This window comes from Shewanella sp. SP1S2-4, assembly GCF_031932075.1.
Taxonomy (GTDB): domain Bacteria; phylum Pseudomonadota; class Gammaproteobacteria; order Enterobacterales; family Shewanellaceae; genus Shewanella; species Shewanella baltica.
On record NZ_JAUOET010000003.1, the window covers coordinates 406,606 to 424,112 of the forward strand.

At 46.0% G+C, this 17,507-nt stretch carries 10 protein-coding genes; 6 read left to right on the forward strand and 4 right to left on the reverse strand.

Annotated features, from left to right (window positions below; genetic code table 11):
* Window positions 1-28: 28 nt before the first annotated feature.
* The 4 genes from Q4Q52_RS05975 to Q4Q52_RS05990 form a co-directional block, all read right to left on the reverse strand.
* The gene (locus Q4Q52_RS05975; RefSeq protein WP_311990085.1) at window positions 29-2,278 is read right to left on the reverse strand and encodes an EAL domain-containing protein; all 2,250 of its coding nucleotides are present in this window, start codon (window positions 2,276-2,278) and stop codon (window positions 29-31) included.
* A gap of 148 nt (window positions 2,279-2,426) precedes the next feature.
* Entirely contained in the window at window positions 2,427-3,641 is a 1,215-nt protein-coding gene (locus Q4Q52_RS05980) for an RsmB/NOP family class I SAM-dependent RNA methyltransferase (protein WP_006081516.1), read from the reverse strand.
* Between the two features lie 144 nt (window positions 3,642-3,785).
* On the reverse strand, window positions 3,786-5,057 hold the full coding sequence (locus Q4Q52_RS05985) for a sugar MFS transporter (protein ID WP_006087299.1): 1,272 nt from the start codon (window positions 5,055-5,057) through the stop codon (window positions 3,786-3,788).
* A gap of 396 nt (window positions 5,058-5,453) precedes the next feature.
* Window positions 5,454-7,076: an alpha-glucosidase family protein gene (locus Q4Q52_RS05990; protein WP_311990086.1), complete on the reverse strand. Its 1,623-nt coding sequence runs from the start codon at window positions 7,074-7,076 to the stop codon at window positions 5,454-5,456.
* A 498-nt stretch (window positions 7,077-7,574) separates the two neighbouring features.
* On the opposite strand from Q4Q52_RS05990, the gene Q4Q52_RS05995 reads away from it, so the two are divergent.
* From Q4Q52_RS05995 to Q4Q52_RS06020, 6 genes are all read left to right on the forward strand, one after another.
* Window positions 7,575-10,301 carry a TonB-dependent receptor gene (locus Q4Q52_RS05995; RefSeq protein WP_107947405.1) on the forward strand — a complete coding sequence of 909 codons (2,727 nt, stop codon included), beginning with the start codon at window positions 7,575-7,577 and terminating at the stop codon, window positions 10,299-10,301.
* A 128-nt stretch (window positions 10,302-10,429) separates the two neighbouring features.
* On the forward strand, window positions 10,430-11,932 hold the full coding sequence (locus Q4Q52_RS06000; protein ID WP_311990087.1) for a tryptophan halogenase family protein: 1,503 nt from the start codon (window positions 10,430-10,432) through the stop codon (window positions 11,930-11,932).
* 97 nt (window positions 11,933-12,029) lie between these two features.
* Entirely contained in the window at window positions 12,030-14,369 is a 2,340-nt protein-coding gene (locus tag Q4Q52_RS06005; protein WP_311990088.1) for a glycoside hydrolase family 13 protein, read from the forward strand.
* A complete protein-coding gene (locus Q4Q52_RS06010; protein ID WP_311990089.1) occupies window positions 14,366-16,603 on the forward strand; it encodes an alpha-amylase family protein in 2,238 nt (745 codons plus the stop codon). Before Q4Q52_RS06005 ends, Q4Q52_RS06010 begins: the two co-directional genes overlap by 4 nt.
* 142 nt (window positions 16,604-16,745) lie before the next feature.
* A complete protein-coding gene (locus tag Q4Q52_RS06015) occupies window positions 16,746-17,129 on the forward strand; it encodes a VOC family protein (protein WP_311990090.1) in 384 nt (127 codons plus the stop codon).
* Between the two features lie 156 nt (window positions 17,130-17,285).
* Complete coding sequence (locus Q4Q52_RS06020) at window positions 17,286-17,495, forward strand: hypothetical protein (protein WP_220592880.1); 210 nt, start codon at window positions 17,286-17,288, stop codon at window positions 17,493-17,495.
* Window positions 17,496-17,507 lie beyond the last annotated feature (12 nt).

The following is a 17,507-nucleotide window of genomic DNA, read 5'->3' on the forward strand; positions in this document are numbered from 1 at the left end:
CTCACATCAAGGTCCAACGTCAAAAAACCTAATGCAGCTCAGCTTGCTTTGCCAACAGCGCAAAGAAAGCGGCTTTAGGCATAGGCTTATAGAAAAGGTAACCTTGAATTTCTTGAATATGATTCGACATCACAAACTTAAGTTGTGACTCAGTTTCCACCCCTTCAGCCGTCACGGTTAAATCTAACGCATGGCTTAACCGCACTATGGCCTCCACCAACGCTTCGTGACGCTTGCCTTCGTCTAATCGGTCGATAAAGCTCTTGTCGATTTTAATTTGATCGATAGGGAAATTCGCCAAATAGGACAAGGACGAATAGCCAGTACCAAAGTCGTCCAATGAAATGTTAATCCCCTTAAGCCGCAAACCATTCAGCACATCAATAAGATGCGTATGTTGCTTCATCAGCAAAGACTCAGTGATCTCAAGGGTTAATCTGTCGTAGGGGAAATCTGTTACTTCGAGTTGCTCGGTAATCTCAGCGAAGGAATCCACAAAGGCATCTTGCAGTTCATGGGACCAAAACTCAAAGGTCGACACATTTACCGATAAGTTAATCGGCCAATTATGAGCCTGCATCTCTAAGATGGTTTGCATCGCGCCAAGGCGCACATCTCGACCAATATCAACAATTAAGCCGCTGTTCTCCGCGATAGGAATAAACTCATCGGGGGGAATTAATTGCCCTTCAAGCTGCCAACGAAGTAAAACCTCGGCGCGAACAATCAAACCTGTGGTCGCATTCACTATGGGCTGGTAATAAAGCTCGAAGGTCTGTTGATCGAGTGCCTGCTTGAGTTGATTATGAAGGCTGGCAATGCGCTCGGCATTGAGCTGCATTTGCTCAGTAAAAAAATGATATCGATTACGACCGTTAGCCTTTGAAATATACATGGCCTGATCGGCGCAATTTAACAGCTGCTCGAGATCGAGAGCATCTTCTGGAAAACGCGCAATACCAATACTTACCGAACTATAAACACCTTTGCCATCGGCAAGCACATAACGTTTAGCCACATGCTTATTAATTTTTTCAGCAAGTTGCGCCAACTCTTTCTGGTTAACTATCCCAGGTAACAGCAAGGCAAACTCATCACCGCCGAGGCGCGCAAACACCATAGTGTCATTCAGGCACTCGCAAATCTGCCGCACCACTTGCACTAATAACGCATCACCTTTGTCGTGGCCATGGGTGTCGTTAACTTGTTTAAAGTTATCTAAATCCATCAACATAAAACTAAAGCCGGGCGTCAGACAGTCGGAGGTAATTAAAGATTGGATCAGTTTAAACAAGGCATTGCGGTTAGCAAGCCCAGTCAGCGAGTCATTATTGGCCTGATACTTAATCAGCTGCGCCGCTTTTTTACGTTCGCTAATATCGGAAAATAACCACGCAAAACACGGCTGTAATCCATTAGGCTCTCGAAATGTGCTGACGATAAGATCTAGATAAAACTCCTCGCCATTGCCCCTTAAGCCAACCAATTCCCCCTGCCACACTTTATCCTGCGCTAAATGCTCAAATAGGCCGGCTAACTCATTCGATTGAGACGCAGATAAAAACATCTTGGGGTTAAAGTTTGCTATATCAATATCTTGTGGAAGAACGATATGTCTAAAAGCGGGATTAGCATAGAGAACGGAATCATCGGAATTGGAGATAACCAGTGCCAAAGGTAAGCGATCAAAAATTTTCACAGCTAAACGCTGAAACTCCATTGATCGACTGCGTTCAATGGCTAAACTGGCTAATCGTGCCGCCTCTGTAATCAGCTCTAAATCAAGCTCGGTTGGGGACTTTATCGTATCGTAGTACATAGCAAATGTGCCGAGCACTTTACCTTGAGTATCTTTGATAGGTTCAGACCAGCAAGATTTAAGACCCGCACGCAATGGCAGTTCTTTATAATTTTTCCAGTAAGGATGAGTAGCTATGTCTTCAACGATAACCCGCTTTGCGAAATAAGCCGCCGTTCCGCAGGAGCCAACATTAGGGCCAATCTCAACCCCATTAATCGCTTGGTTATAACTGTCGGGTAAATGGGGCGCAGCACCTAACAACAAACGTTTGCCGTCACCGCTGAGCAGTAATACAGACCCTCGAGTGCCTATCTTTTGCGCTTCGATTTTTAGCACTAAGGCGTGCAAGATTTCATGTAGCGGTGCGCCATTAAGCAGCATAGAGAGAATACTGCTATAGCAAGCTATGCTGACATTGTGGGCGAGTTTAACGTCAGCATGGTCGAGCAGATCTGGAAGATTAACGCCGGACGCCATAATTCCCTTAGAAAAAAGTTGCAATATAAATACACATTCACAATGTTAAAATATTTATAACTTATAGGAAATTCTAGGCACTAATGTTAACTAAGTAAACCCTGTATCAATTCAATAAAGGGCTTACTTTAGTCTTAACTGCAGGGCTTTATTCTTGAATACGTTCAAGTTTTGCAAGGTAAAAACCATCAAATCCGCTATCGGCTGGGCTGATACTTTCATCCTCAATCAGGCGGAAATTAGGATTCTCGGCTAAAAACGCATCGACTTGACCGCGGTTCTCGCAGGGGAAGATTGAACAGGTCGCATAAACCACTATGCCACCAACCTTCACCATGCGGCTATAGCTGGTTAAAATGTGCTTTTGAAGCTCCATTAACACAGGTAAACGCTCAACAGTATCGCGCCATTTTGCATCTGGATTACGCTTTAATACGCCCAAACCTGAGCATGGCACATCGAGTAATACCCGATCGGCACTGAGCTTTAAGCGTTTAATGGTTTTACTGCTGGCGATAACGCGAGTTTCGACATTGTGCGCGCCATTGCGACGGGCACGCTCTTTGAGTTTGTCGAGTTTCCATTGCTCCACATCCATGGCCAACAAGCGCCCTTTGCCCTGCATTTGCGCGGCTATGTGTAAGGTTTTGCCACCCGCGCCTGCGCAAGCATCAATAACTTTCATGCCTGGCTTGGCATCAAGCGCCGCCGCCACGCGCTGAGAGCCCGCATCTTGCTGCTCGAATAAGCCATCTTTAAAGCTTTGGGTACGGAACAAGGCAGAATCGGAGGTCACTTCAAGGGCAGAATCGACCCCATCAACGCTCAGCGTGCTCACAAACTCAGCGGCAAGCTTAGCGGCCAATTCATCACGCGTCACTTTAAGGCCATTTGCGCGTAAAAAACGCTTCGGTGCTGTACTTAACGCGGCGCGCTCCTTTTCCCAAGACTCGCCTAATTGCTCACGGCCCATCGCATCGAGCCACTCAGGACAACCATCCCACAGTACAGGCTTAGTTTTCGCCTGCTCGGTGCGCTCGGCTAAACGCGCCTCATCGACTTGCAACGAATATTGCATTTTAGGCAGTTCAAGCCCGTGGAATAAATGCCACGCATTAAGCAATTTAGAGCCAAAACGCTCCATCTCATCTGGACTGATTTCCGCCAGATAACAATATAAATTTAAGCGACGTAGGATATCACCCGTCGTTAATGCGATACGCGCCTGTTCGGCGGGTACCAATTGCAACCCAGAAAAATGCTGAGAATAGGCCCGATCTAAGGGTTTTCCTTGGCTCAGCACCATAGTTAAGATACTGATCACTAATTCGTTCGAGCTGGCAGAAAGCGGAGAATTCAACATTTAAAAGGTCACCATGAATGATAAAACCGGAGGATCATAGGAGGTCAGGCCCTAATACGCAAGCACGCTGGCGCTGAGTTAAGGTTAAAGCCATAAAAAAAGCGATCCAAAGGGATCGCTTTTTAGTTTTAGCCAGTTAACCCATTACATTTTTGAGCCTTTAGAGCCATAGAACAGGATAAAGCCATAACAAATCACAGGCAGAATAAAGGCGAGTTGCACGCCGAGATTATCCGCTAGCATGCCTTGGAATAAAGGTAGAATCGCCCCACCCACAATTGCCAGACACAGAATGCCACTGCCCTGTGAAGTGTGTGGACCTAAATCACGCAGCGCTAAGCTGAAGATCGTTGGGAACATAATCGAGTTAAATAACCCCACACCAAGGATTGCCCACATAGCAATGCTGCCACTGGTTGTCATCGCCACAACCACAAGTAGCGCCGCCATAAAGGCATTAAACGCAAGCACTGAGCCAGCCGGCACTTTTTGCATGACCACAGAGCCAATGAAACGTCCCACCATAGCGCCGCCCCAGTAATAGGCGATGTAATGGGCGGCTTCAGCTTCTGGCATACCGGCTATATGGCTTTCACCTAAGAAGCTGACCAAGAAGCTACCGATAGACACTTCGGCACCGACATACACAAAAATACCCACAGCGCCGAGCACTAAGTGCTTGCTTTGCAAGGCACTGGTTTTACCTAGATGGGTTTGGACTTCACCTTGAACACTTTCATCATGCTCACGGATCACAGGTAAATCTAACTTCGCAAAAATCAGCGCTAAAATAGCCAAGGCACCAGAAAGCAACAGGTATGGCAGTTTTACCACTTCGGCTTCGGCGCTCGCGTGGGCTAAATCGCTTGATACAGAACTGGCGACAGAAAGAATTAACATGGCACCAAAAAATGGTGCGACTGTTGTTCCTAACGCATTGAAAGCTTGAGTTAAATTTAAACGGCTCGAGGCAGTTTCGCTACTGCCTAAGGCGTTAACATAGGGGTTGGCTGCCACCTGTAGGATAGTGATGCCCGATGCCAGAACGAATAACGCGCCAAGAAACAGATTATAGGTCGCTAGCGTGGCCGCAGGATAAAACAGCGCACAGCCAATACTCGCAATCACAAGACCAGTAACAATCCCCTTTTGATAACCCAGTTTTTTCACTAAATTACCGGCAGGGATCGACACTAAGAAGTAAGCACCGAAGAAACAAAACTGGATCAACATGGCTTGAGTGTAATTCAGTGAAAACACCGCTTTAAGATGCGGGATCAGAATATCGTTCAAGCAAGTGATAAAACCCCACATAAAAAACAGTGAAGTTAATGAGATCAAGGCAAAACGATAACTGCCCGACCCATTTTCGCCAGTGCTGCTCGTGTAGCTACCGGTATTAATTGATGACGCCATAGTTATTCTCTCTGTATGTTTTTATTATCAGGAACTCAGTAAGGTTACATTCCCCAGTGTGCCCGTGGGCGGCTTTACGTCGAATAGTGGGCTTGGGTATATACCCAAGCTACCTGAAGATACGAGTTTCAGAGCGCCTAGGGTGCTTCAATTCAAGGCGCATCAATGACAGAATGTCGGCCACCTTTTGAATTGATGCAACACCGAAGTGGAGTGCCCTAGGCGCTCCGTCCCGGCGGGTTTTAACGCACTTTATGCCGTGTTGGTTATTTTTAACTTAGTCCACTAGGTCTGCAAATAACCGCCTTGCCTAAAGTGCGTTAAATTCCCGCTGAATCCTGCATCTTCAAGCTGTTTGGGTATATAACACCTCAGCCGAATAAAAATGAATCATTTTTAGTTTAAAACTGCATAAAAGCTGGCAAATGCCGAAAACTTCAGCTGATTGTTTTCTATTTGTGCGGTTTTCAGGCCGTGTCCCGTTAATATTTCACCAAATTTAAACTGTGATAAATCCAACTCAACATTGGTATCGCCTAAGTTGAATCCGACGAATATTTTGAGTTCACCTAAGGTGCGGATAAAGGCCAAGATGGGCTCGTTGGTATCCACAAATTGAATATCACCTTCAACCAGCACTGGGTGTAATTTACGCCAAGCAAGAAAACGTCGATAACCGTTAAGCATGGAATCTGCATCTGATTCTTGTACATCCACCGCTAACACTTGATGCGCAGGGGCGATCGGCAACCAAGGCGAAATCTCACTAAAACCGCTAAAATCGGCGCCTTGCTGCCACGGCATTGGCGTACGGCAACCATCGCGGCCTTTAAACATAGGCCAGAAGGTTTTGCCAAAGGGATCTTGCAACTCATGGTATTCAATCGGCGCTTCGGTTAAACCGAGTTCTTCACCTTGATAACTACACACACTACCGCGCAGTGAACTTAGCATGGCATTGAGCATTTTGACCATGTCTGAATTCTGCTTGCCCTGCCCCCAACGGCTCGCCACGCGCTGCACATCATGATTACCGATAGCCCAACAAGGCCAGCCATCACCTATGCTCGCTTCTAATGCCTCTACGGTTTGGCGAATATAAGCGGCGCTGTAATCGTCGGTCAGTAGCTCAAAACTGTAGGCCATGTGCAGGCGATCTTCACCCTTAGTGTAAGCCGCCATCACAGCTAAAGAGTCTTCTGCCGACACTTCACCTAAGGTCACCGCACCTGGATAACGATTGATAAGCTTTCGTAAATCTTCGATAAACGCAATAGTTTGCGGACGGTCATTATTGTAGTAATGATATTGATAGGCGTAAGGGTTATCTTCACTGAAACCTCGGCCCTGACGTTTATCCTTAGGTTTTGCCGGATTGTCCCTGAGCTGTTCATCGTGATAACAGAAGGTAATTGCATCTAAGCGGAATCCATCAACGCCTTTTTTAAGCCAGAATTCAACATTATCCAGCACAGCTTGACGCACGTCAGGGTTATGGAAATTGATATCGGGCTGGCTACGCAGGAAGTTATGTAAATAGTATTGTTGTCTGCGCGGCTCCCATTCCCAAGCGCAACCACCAAAAATCGCGAGCCAGTTGTTAGGCGCAGTGCCGTCTTCCTTAGGATCGGCCCACACGTACCAATCCGCTTTGGGATTCGTTCGGCTCTCGCGGCTTTCAACAAACCACGCATGCTGATCAGAGGTATGACTTAATACTTGATCGATAATGACCTTAATGCCTAAGCCGTGGGCTTTTTCAATCAATTCATCGAAATCATGCATAGTGCCAAAAAGAGGGTCAACTTCGCGGTAATCACTAATGTCGTAGCCAAAATCTGCCATAGGCGATTTAAAGAAAGGTGAAATCCAGATGGCATCGACATTGAGGCTTGCAATGTAATCCAGCTTAGCGATAATGCCACGCAAATCGCCAACGCCATCACCATTCGTATCTAAAAGGCTACGCGGATAAATTTGGTAAATCACCGCACCACGCCACCAAGTTAACTCACTCATTGTTGCCCCTTTATCGTTATTCTACAGCGATCATTCCCTAACACACTCACGCAAACAGTTATCGTTTTGTTACTGCAGAGTAAAGGTATCGCGGCTTATTTTGTGTCACCGAGCATACGTGAAGAGGGAAATAAGGTTCAATACACCTGCATACGTATGCAGAAGACCGCGCCATAAATCACATTGAGCCACAACTCACTTTACCATTTACTAACAAACACTTAATTGCAAAATAAAATCATTTTACTCCATGAGATTTCCCTCAATTAACGGCTATTCTTAACTCAACGAGGCATTGAATACGTATGCACTCTGTTGTTCCGCCAAGAAGCTCGGGAGTAGTATCTTCACCGTTGCATAACAATTTGGTCATAAACGCAGCACTTATGCAGTCAATTAAGCGCCCAGATACCAAAAAAAAAAGGCCGCAAACATAACGCGGTGATAACGATAAAACGCTCTACAAAGCGATAAAGCGACTCCAAGGGGAAGAGAGATATGATGCGATTTAAACCCAGTTTGCTAACCTTAGCGCTCATTGCCGCAGGTGCGAGTATGCACTCCTATGCGGCAGATGAAGCGGCGACAGATAAGACAGCTAAAGATGAAAATATTGAAGTGATTCAAGTCACAGGTATTCGTCGTAGCTTGCAAGAATCCCAATCACTTAAGATGTCATCTTCTTCTATCGTTGAAGCCATTTCAGCGGAAGACATAGGTAAATTACCTGATGTCAGTATTGCAGAATCTCTAGCACGATTACCTGGCGTATCGGCACAACGACTCGATGGTCGTGCCAACGTGATTTCTATCCGCGGTATGGGCCCAGACTTCACTACCGCCACATTAAATGGTCGCGAACAAGCCTCTGTAAACGATAACCGCAGTGTGGAATTCGACCAATATCCATCTGAGTTATTAAATCGCGTTGTGGTTTACAAGACACCCGATGCCTCTGTGATGGCGCAAGCCATCGGCGGTACGGTTGATATGCAAACAATCAGTCCTTTAGCCCACGGTGAACAAACGATTGCCGTTTCGCTACGCGGCGAAATGAACGATTTAGGTTCATTAAACAGCGGCTCAAGTGACACAGGCTACCGCGGCAGTATCTCTTATATTGACCAATTCGCCGATGACACTATTGGTGTCGCCATTGGTTATGCTCGCATGATGTCACCTAACCAAGAAGAACGTTGGCAAGCTTGGGGTTACCCAACCAATGACAATGGTGATAGCGTTTTAGGTGGTGCAAAACCTTTCGTTCGTTCAAGTGAATTAGAACGTGATGGCGTACTCGCCGTATTTGAATATGCGCCAAATACCACTTACCACTCGACCTTAGATATTTACTACTCAAAATTTACCGATGATCAACGCCTACGAGGCATTGAAATACCTGGTGCTTGGGGCACAAACGGTGGCGTAATTCCGACGACAACTGATAATGGTTTAGTCACAGAAGGTGTCATCAAAGGCGCTGAAGTCGTTATCCGTAACGACGTTAACAAACGTGATGCTGATTCTCTGTCTATTGGCTGGAATAACAAATTCAACATCAATGATAACTGGAATGTTGAAGCCGATATCTCCATGTCTAGAGCTAACCGTACTGACATAGGTATGGAAAGTTACTCAGGAACTGGCCGCGGTACAGGTGTGGGTGCGGTTGACGATTTAGGCTTTGCTTACAACGGTAAAGGCGGTTATGTATTTGACCATAACCTCGATTATTCTGATAAAAACCTGATCAAACTTGGCGATCCACTCGGTTGGGGTAGCCCGCTAGGCGCTAACACTCAAGACGGCTTTATCAACAAACCTGAAATTGAGGATGAGCTAAAATCCTTCCGTTTAAGCGCTGAATATGTGCTCGATGGCGGTGCCGTTCGTAGCGTTGAGTTTGGTGTCAATCGTACTAATCGCGATAAAACCAAATTAGATAAAGGTTATTACCTGACACTCAAAGGTTATGACGGTTCTGCCAATTACACTATGGCAGTACCAGATCAATACTTACTTGCACCAACGTCACTCGACTTCTTTGGCATGGGCAATGTATTAAGTTACGACTCGTTGGCTTTCTACAATGACGGTAACTATACAGAAACTGACGTCGCTGATGTGGATCTTTCACGCGCTACTAACTCTTGGGCTGTACAGGAAAAAGTGACAACGGGCTATGTGATGGCCAACCTTGAATCCGAAGTATTTGGTATTCCTTTGACTGGTAACGCAGGCTTACAAGCGGTTCATACCGATCAGTCCTCTGACGGTACAGTGGCAACGGTTGAAAATGGCTTAGTGGTGTTAACACCGCGCACTGCGGGTGATTCCTATGTTGAATGGCTGCCAAGCGTTAACTTAAGTTTCGAAGTCGCCGATAGCCAAGTGGTTCGTTTAGCCGCAGCGCGCACGTTAACCCGTTCACGTATGGACAAAATGAATGCCAACCTAAACTACACTTATTCAGCTAACCCAAGCGGTGGCATGGTTAATTGGAGTGGTAACGCAGGTAATCCTGAGTTACGCCCATGGTTGGCCCGTCAATATGACTTAAGCTATGAAAACTATTTCAGCGACCAAGGTTATTTCTCGGTAGCGGTATTCTACAAAGATCTTGAAAACTTCGTTTACGATCAACATACAGACTTTGATTTCAGCACCCTATTCCCACAAGGGCCTACTGATAACCCGATTGGCGATGTCACCCAACCACAAAACGGTGAAGGTGGTTATGTTCAAGGTGTTGAAGCCTCTGTATCTGTCGACTTTGGTATGTTTGCCGATGTGTTAAGTGGCTTTGGTACTGTTATTAGCGGCTCGTACAACGACAGTGAAGTGAAGGAAACCCCGACCAGCAATCCAACAACCTTGCCAGGTCTGTCAGAAAAAACCTTAAACGCGACGATCTACTATGAAAACTCAGGCTTTGAAGCACGCATTAGTTCACGCTACCGCAGCGACTTCCTAGGTGAAGTAACAAAGATCAGTCTGCAACGCGAAAACGTGAACATCAAAGCGGAAACTGTGGTCGATGCACAAATCGGTTATGACTTTAGCGAAAGCGGTATTGAGTCTCTGTATGGTTTATCAGTTCAGTTCCAAGTGAACAACTTAACCAACGAGCCTTTCACCTCTTACACTAGCGATGATCAACGTTTAGTCCGTGATTACCAAAACTATGGCCGTAACTTTATGTTAGGCGCGAACTATAAGTTCTAATCCTGCACGGCTTAAAGCCTCTGTAACCTGTTACAGAGGCTTTTTTACTTTATCATTTCAAGCCACTAGGCTAGTCATTCATCTGCGTTAATTGATCACCACTAATCATAAAATGAAAGGCTTATATCATGAATAAAATCAAAGATATCGTCATTATCGGTGGCGGTTCTTCAGGTTGGATGACGGCGGCCATGTTGGCAAGATTGTTTAAATCAACACTAAATATCACCCTGATTGAATCTGAAGATATAGGCACAGTGGGCGTAGGTGAAGCCACCATTCCACCACTGCAAATATTCAATAACGTCCTTGGGATTTCCGAAGCCGATTTTATCAATGCCACCCAAGCAACGTTTAAATTGGGTATTCAATTCGAAAATTGGGGCAAACCAGATGAAGCCTATATGCATGCTTTTGGCAATATAGGTAAAGATATAGGTTTTACTCAATTTCATCATTACTGGCTCAGCACCTCCCCAAAAGAGGTCAATTCGTTTTGGGATTACTCGGTTAATTACCAAGCGGCAAAACACAATAAGTTTCAAGTACTCCAGCAGATCCCAAACTCTCCCCTTGCCGGCTTAACTCATGCTTATCATTTCGATGCAGCGCTTTATGCCCAATTTTTACGACGTTTCAGTGAGCAACTAGGAGTAAAGCGTATCGAAGGCCAGATTACAGCGGTTGAACTCACGCCAAACGGCGATATTGAAAGTGTAACCTTAGGATCAGGACAAACCGTAAAAGCTGATTTCTTTATCGATTGCTCGGGCTTTGCCGCGCTACTGATAGAAAAAGCGCTCAAGGTTGGCTTCGATAGCTACCAACATTGGCTCCCCTGTGACAGCGCCTATGCCGTACCCTGCGAAAAAACGCCAGCAATAGTGCCTTATACACGTTCTATCGCCCATGATACTGGTTGGCAATGGCGGATCCCGCTGCAGCACCGCACAGGCAATGGGTTAGTCTATTGCAGTCGCTATATCAGTGATGACGCCGCCAAACAGCTTTTACTCAATCATTTAGATGGTAAGCCTTTGGCTGAACCTAAGAAAATCAATTTTACGACCGGACGACGAATCAAACAGTGGCATAAAAATTGTGTCGCCATCGGCCTTTCGAGTGGATTCTTAGAGCCTTTAGAATCCACCAGCTTGCATTTAGTCCAATCAGCGATTATTCGCTTAAGTAAACTCTTTCCACATCAAGGAATTGCACAAGCGAATGTCGATGAATTTAATCGCCAGTCCCAACTTGAATTTGAACAAATCCGCGATTTTATTATCTTGCACTATCATTTAAACCAAAGGGAAGATGCTCAGGAAAACGGTCTTTGGCATCAATGCCGAACCATGGTTCTGCCAGAGAGTTTGCAGCAAAAAATCGCCCTATTTCGTGCCACAGGCACAGTGTTTAGACATCAAGATGAACTTTTTACCGAAGCCGCATGGATACAAGTCATGTTGGGGCAAGGCATTAGGCCTCGAGATTTCAATCCATTAGCGGCAACCATTCAACCGCAAGCACTGAGTGAATTTCTGCTCAACATGCGCACCATTATTGATAATACCGTCACTAAGCTACCAACCCATGACCAGTATTTAGCGCACTTATCGACACATAAAGCATAAATGCGGCTTAAGAGTTACGACTGACGTTAAGAGTTTACTAACTCATCGATTTATAAATTGAATTTGCAGTTTAAATTTGAATCAACAAGGAAAGAATATGATATTAAACCTGCGGACTCTCACCACTTCCTTAGTGATTATGCTTAGCCTAGGCGCCTCTGCCAACACAGCGCAGGCAAGTTCAGGCAGTCTCTCTTTACCACTTCAAGGCACATCAAGCCAGCCTCAAGACCTGACACTTGAACCCGCTTTTTGGTGGGCGGGGATGCACAATCCTGAGTTACAGTTGATGCTGTATAGCCGCGATTTTCCTAGCTTACCGCAGCAGCTTAAGGTTGATATCCAAGGGCAAGGCATTACGCTAAAAAGCCTTGAATACACTGATAACCCTCACTATCTGTTTATCAATTTAGATCTGAGCCAAGCTGCGCCGCAAACCTTTGAGCTAATAATGTCCAGCACTGACTTGGCTTCAAAAACCAGCGCTTCAAAAACCAACACGCCTCTTTATCGCCTGCCCTATACGTTGCAAGGGCGCGCTAAAGGTAGCAGTGAGCGCCAAGGGTTTAGCAATAAGGATGTGATTTACCTTATCACCCCGGACAGATTCGCCAATGGCGACACGAGCAATGACAATCAGGCCGATATGCTAGAGCCTGTCGCGGCTAACTCTCCTAGCCATCCCAGCAACCCCTATTATCCCGATGCTCGACATGGCGGCGATATAGCAGGGATCAGCCAGCACTTAGCGTATCTGGCGAAACTCGGGGTGACTCAGTTATGGATCAATCCACTGCTTGAGAATAATCAAGCCCACTATTCATACCACGGTTACTCGATTACCAATTTATACCGCGTCGATCCCCGCTTTGGCAGCAACGAGGATTATAAAGCCTTAGTCGCTAAGGCAAACAAACTTGGTCTTGGGGTAATTAAAGATGTTGTCGTGAATCATATCGGCTCTAATCATTGGTGGCTCAACGATTTACCTAGCCAAGACTGGCTCAATGACGCCACAAAAACGCAGCTACATAATCGCGAATCCAAGCCTGACTTTATTCAGTCTGCCGAAACTAAATCCAGTGCTATTAAATCCAGCGTTACCAGCCCCCGTTTCACCAGCCATAGGCGCACTACAGTGCAAGATCCCTACGCGGCAGCGCAAGATCATATTGATTTTGTCGATGGCTGGTTTACCGACACTATGCCGGATCTGAATCAAAGCAATCCCAAACTGGCAACCTATCTTATCCAAAACAGTATTTGGTGGGTCGAGTACGCAGGACTTTCAGGGATCCGCGAAGATACTTATTCCTACGCCGACAAAGGGTTTCTCGCTAAATGGTCTAAGGCCGTAATGGCTGAGTACCCGAATTTTAATATTGTGGGCGAAGAATGGACCGCAAACCCCATCACAGTGTCCTATTGGCAAAAGGGCAAAATCAATGCCGATGGCTATACCTCAGATTTACCCAGTTTGATGGACTTCCCGCTATATGAAAAATTAATTGCCAGCCTTAATGAGCCAGAAACTTGGGACACAGGTTTTATCAAGCTTTACGAGATGTTAGCCAACGATCTTGTGTATGCCGATCCCAGTCAACTAGTGCTATTTGAAGGCAATCACGACACCAATCGTATCTTCAGTTTAGTGAAAGAAAATATAGACTTATACAAGATGGCACTCACCTATGTACTGACCGCCAAACGCATTCCGCAGCTGTTCTACGGTACAGAAGTGTTAATGACCAGCCCGATAGAAGGCCGTCACGATGGCCTTGTGCGCAGTGATTTCCCCGGCGGGTTTGCCAACAGTGCCACTAACGCCTTTACCGGCCAAGGACTGAGTGAATCCCAGCGACAAGCACAGCAATTTGTCAGAACCCTACTGAATTACCGTAAACAATCTCCTGCACTGCAATCGGGTGACTTACTGCACTTTGTGCCGCAAGATGGCGTCTATGTGCAATTTCGCTGCGTATTAAATGCGCCATTATCATCTGAACAGAATGTCGAGGCGCTTAAGTCACTAATACAAAACAATTCTCAAACCCGACACAATGCCTGCACTCAGCCCTCGGCCGATAAAGTCATGGTGATTTACAATAAAAATGACAAGGCAGTCACGCTAGATATAAACCGCTTTGCCAGTGTACTTGGCGATAGCGGCGCCGCTACTGACATCATCAGTGGCAAAACAGTTTCACTCAATCAAGTGATAACCTTGTCCCACGCAGGGGTCACTATCCTTGAGCTTAAGCCTAATTCTAAGTCTAAGACTAAGTCGCCGCAGAATGCTGGCTTGCCGAGCAGCCAAGATTCAATGCTCACGAGGAATCAGGCTAACGCTTTAACGCGCGCTCATACTAACAACTGTACAAACAACAGCGCTAATAACCTAGCGAAAAACTCAACTCAAAAAGGAACTCAGTCTTGAGCTTTTTATCGCCTATTCATTCCAGAGTGACTCAGAGCCAACAAGCGGCTAAATTTCCCATCGTGGCTTTACTGACCAAAGCATCGAAAGCCCCGCAGCGCCGACAGTCGCGACATTCATCACTCAATTTATGTCTACAGTCTTTGTTTAATGCCTCTTTATCTAGTGCAGCTTTATTAACTGCCTCGCTTTTTTGCTTATCGGCCAATGCAAATGCATCGGCGCAGGCGCTTGATAATGAGTTACCGCCAAAGTCAGAGAGTGAGGTTATGACGCTAAAACCTGTCGTATATCAGATTTTTACTCGCCTTTATGGCAATAAAAACCCAACGAATAAACCTTGGGGCACAATTGCCGACAACGGCGTCGGCAAATTTAATGATATCGACGATGTTGCACTCAATAGCATCAAAGACCTAGGCGTCACCCATGTGTGGTACACGGGCGTTCCGCACCATGCCTTGATTGGTGATTACAGTGAGATTGGCGTAAGTGCAGATGATCCCGATGTGGTAAAAGGCCGCGCAGGATCACCCTACGCAGTCAAAGATTACTACAACGTCAACCCCGATCTGGCGGTCAATCCTGCCAAGCGTTTAGCCGAGTTCGAGGCGCTCATTGCCCGTACCCATCAACACGGCTTAAAGGTGATTATCGATATCGTGCCAAACCATGTGGCGCGCCATTATCAATCCGTCAGTAAACCCCAAGGCGTGCGCGATTTTGGCGAAGATGATGATACCAGTCTAGAGTACGCCAAAAACAACAACTTCTATTACGTCGTTGATAACAGTGTGAAGGGAGCGAAAGGACAAGCCCATGCCTTTGAGGTGCCAAGCTTACCCGCAGGGATTAAACCGCTGGGTGGAGAAGCTCATCCCTTAAGTGACGGCAAATTCGATGAATTTCCCGCAAAGTGGACTGGCAACGGCTCACGCTTAGCCAAGCCCGATGTCAATGATTGGTACGAGACAGTTAAAATCAATTACGGCGTACGCCCCGATGGCACCTATGACTTCCCTCGCCTGCCAGCCAAATTCGCCACTTTTACTGAAGCGCAGCATTACGCTTTCTGGCAACAACATTTAGCCGAGATCCCAAGCTCTTGGATTAAATTCAATCAGATTGCCCAATATTGGCTTGCAAAAGGAGTCGATGGGTTTCGATACGATATGGCCGAAATGGTGCCAGTGGAGTTTTGGAGTTACCTCAACAGCCAGATAAAACACACTAATCCCGATGCCTTTATCTTGGCCGAGGTCTATAACCCTAAGTTGTACCGAGATTATATCCAGCTTGGAAAAATGGATTATCTGTACGATAAGGTCGATCTTTACGACACCCTAAAAGCCGTGATGGCGGGTAAAACCAGCACAGCTAATATCGCGGCGGATCAGGCAAAAGTGCACGATATTGAATCCCACATGCTGCACTTTTTAGAGAACCACGACGAGCAACGTATTGGTAATGCTGAATTTTTAGCATCGCTACAAACAAATAAACCAACGAATAGCTCCCTAGAGACCCAAGCCGTAAATCCACACTACGCCCTACCCGCTATGGTGGTGTCGGCAACGATAAGTACTTCACCGACGTTAGTGTATTTTGGCCAAGAAGTGGGTGAAGCCGCCATCGACAATCTAGGCTTTGGTCACGCATCACGCACCAGTATTTTTGACTATGTTGGTGTCCCCGCCCATCAGCGCTGGATGAACAATGGCAAGTTTGATGGTGGACAATCAACGGCGCTGGAAACATCGCTGCGGGCTTACTATCAAAAGCTATTAACGTTAAGCACTGGCAGAACGGCGCCTGCACTGTTAGGCCAATATTATTCACTCGATGCCGCGAATCGTAACAAGAAGAATGCGACTCAAAGTCATATCACTGAAAGTAACAGCACTCAAAGTATGAGTACTCAAAATAGTTCTGCAAACGAAACAGGCTATGACGATAGCACCTTCGCCTTTGCCCGCTTCGAGGTGATATCTTCGACCTCAAAGCAGACTCAAAAGTTGATTGTAGTCAGTAACTTCAGTCAGACCGAATCAAAAGCCTTACAGCTCAAGCTCCCCAAAGAGCTCATCCGTCAGTGGCAATTAAAGGACGGCGTATTTCCGCTTATGGATTTACTCGAAGATCATGCGGCGAAGTTAGTCATTAAGGAAGCTGAAGGTCTAGTTCAGATGCAACTTGCACCGTTGTCTTCAGCCATATTCGAGCTGGAAGATTAAACGAGCAACAAGCCAAGGTGAGCTAAAAAGTGAAATCGACCGATAGCGTCACGCTAAACTGTGACGCTATATTTTTTAACCGTTATACTCTCAAACCTTTCTATCTTATTTGATTACCCTTTAAAAATCACAAAGGAAAGCGATGTTACTCGGCATTCACCATGTAGCGATTATTTGCAGCGACTATCAAAAGTCCAAACATTTTTATGTGACTATTCTTGGTCTTAGCGTACTCGCAGAGCATTACCGTGAGGCACGTAGCTCCTATAAACTCGATTTACAGCTCGGGGATAAGAGTCAAATCGAGTTGTTTTCATTCGACACTCCTCCCAAGCGCCCCAGCTATCCCGAAGCCTGTGGACTGAGGCATCTTGCCTTTCGCGTCGCATCGATTGAAACCGCCATCGAACATCTTCATAGCCATCACATTACCGTTGAACCCGTCCGCATTGACGAATACACAGGCAGAAAATTCACCTTCTTTAGCGATCCCGACGGCCTACCCTTAGAGTTATATGAGCTATAGCGCGAATCAAGCTGAGCCTCAGAGCAGAGAATGAGATGAACAAAGCTTAATTACCAATGATTTAGGATTAGACTGAACCAAGCGACACGCCGATTAACCAATTTGACGCTAGGATAAGGTCAAAGCCTAGCTAGGTTAGCCACTGAGGAACTCAAGGTGTTTGATAATCCCGTATTATTACTATGGAGTTTGGTCTTTAGCCTCATTGGTCTTGGCTTTTTCACCTACGGCAAACGCCAAGCCGCCCCCATCCCTTTAGTCGTAGGTCTCACCCTGATGATTTACCCTTATTTTGTCACCAATCTCGCATTACTTATCGCCATAGGCATCGCCCTCATCGCACTCCCCTATTTTATGAGGATATGATTTTTAGTCCTT

Excerpts from the sequence above, each read along its gene's own strand:
- Q4Q52_RS06015 (WP_311990090.1), top strand. The coding sequence starts at position 16,746 with ATGTTACTCGGCATTCACCATGTAGCGATTATTTGCAGCGACTATCAA.
- Q4Q52_RS05990 (WP_311990086.1), bottom strand. The coding sequence starts at position 7,076 with ATGAGTGAGTTAACTTGGTGGCGTGGTGCGGTGATTTACCAAATTTAT.
- Q4Q52_RS05975 (WP_311990085.1), bottom strand. The coding sequence starts at position 2,278 with ATGGCGTCCGGCGTTAATCTTCCAGATCTGCTCGACCATGCTGACGTT.
- Q4Q52_RS05980 (WP_006081516.1), bottom strand. The coding sequence starts at position 3,641 with ATGTTGAATTCTCCGCTTTCTGCCAGCTCGAACGAATTAGTGATCAGT.
- Q4Q52_RS06000 (WP_311990087.1), top strand. The coding sequence starts at position 10,430 with ATGAATAAAATCAAAGATATCGTCATTATCGGTGGCGGTTCTTCAGGT.
- Q4Q52_RS05985 (WP_006087299.1), bottom strand. The coding sequence starts at position 5,057 with ATGGCGTCATCAATTAATACCGGTAGCTACACGAGCAGCACTGGCGAA.
- Q4Q52_RS05995 (WP_107947405.1), top strand. The coding sequence starts at position 7,575 with ATGATGCGATTTAAACCCAGTTTGCTAACCTTAGCGCTCATTGCCGCA.
- Q4Q52_RS06005 (WP_311990088.1), top strand. The coding sequence starts at position 12,030 with ATGATATTAAACCTGCGGACTCTCACCACTTCCTTAGTGATTATGCTT.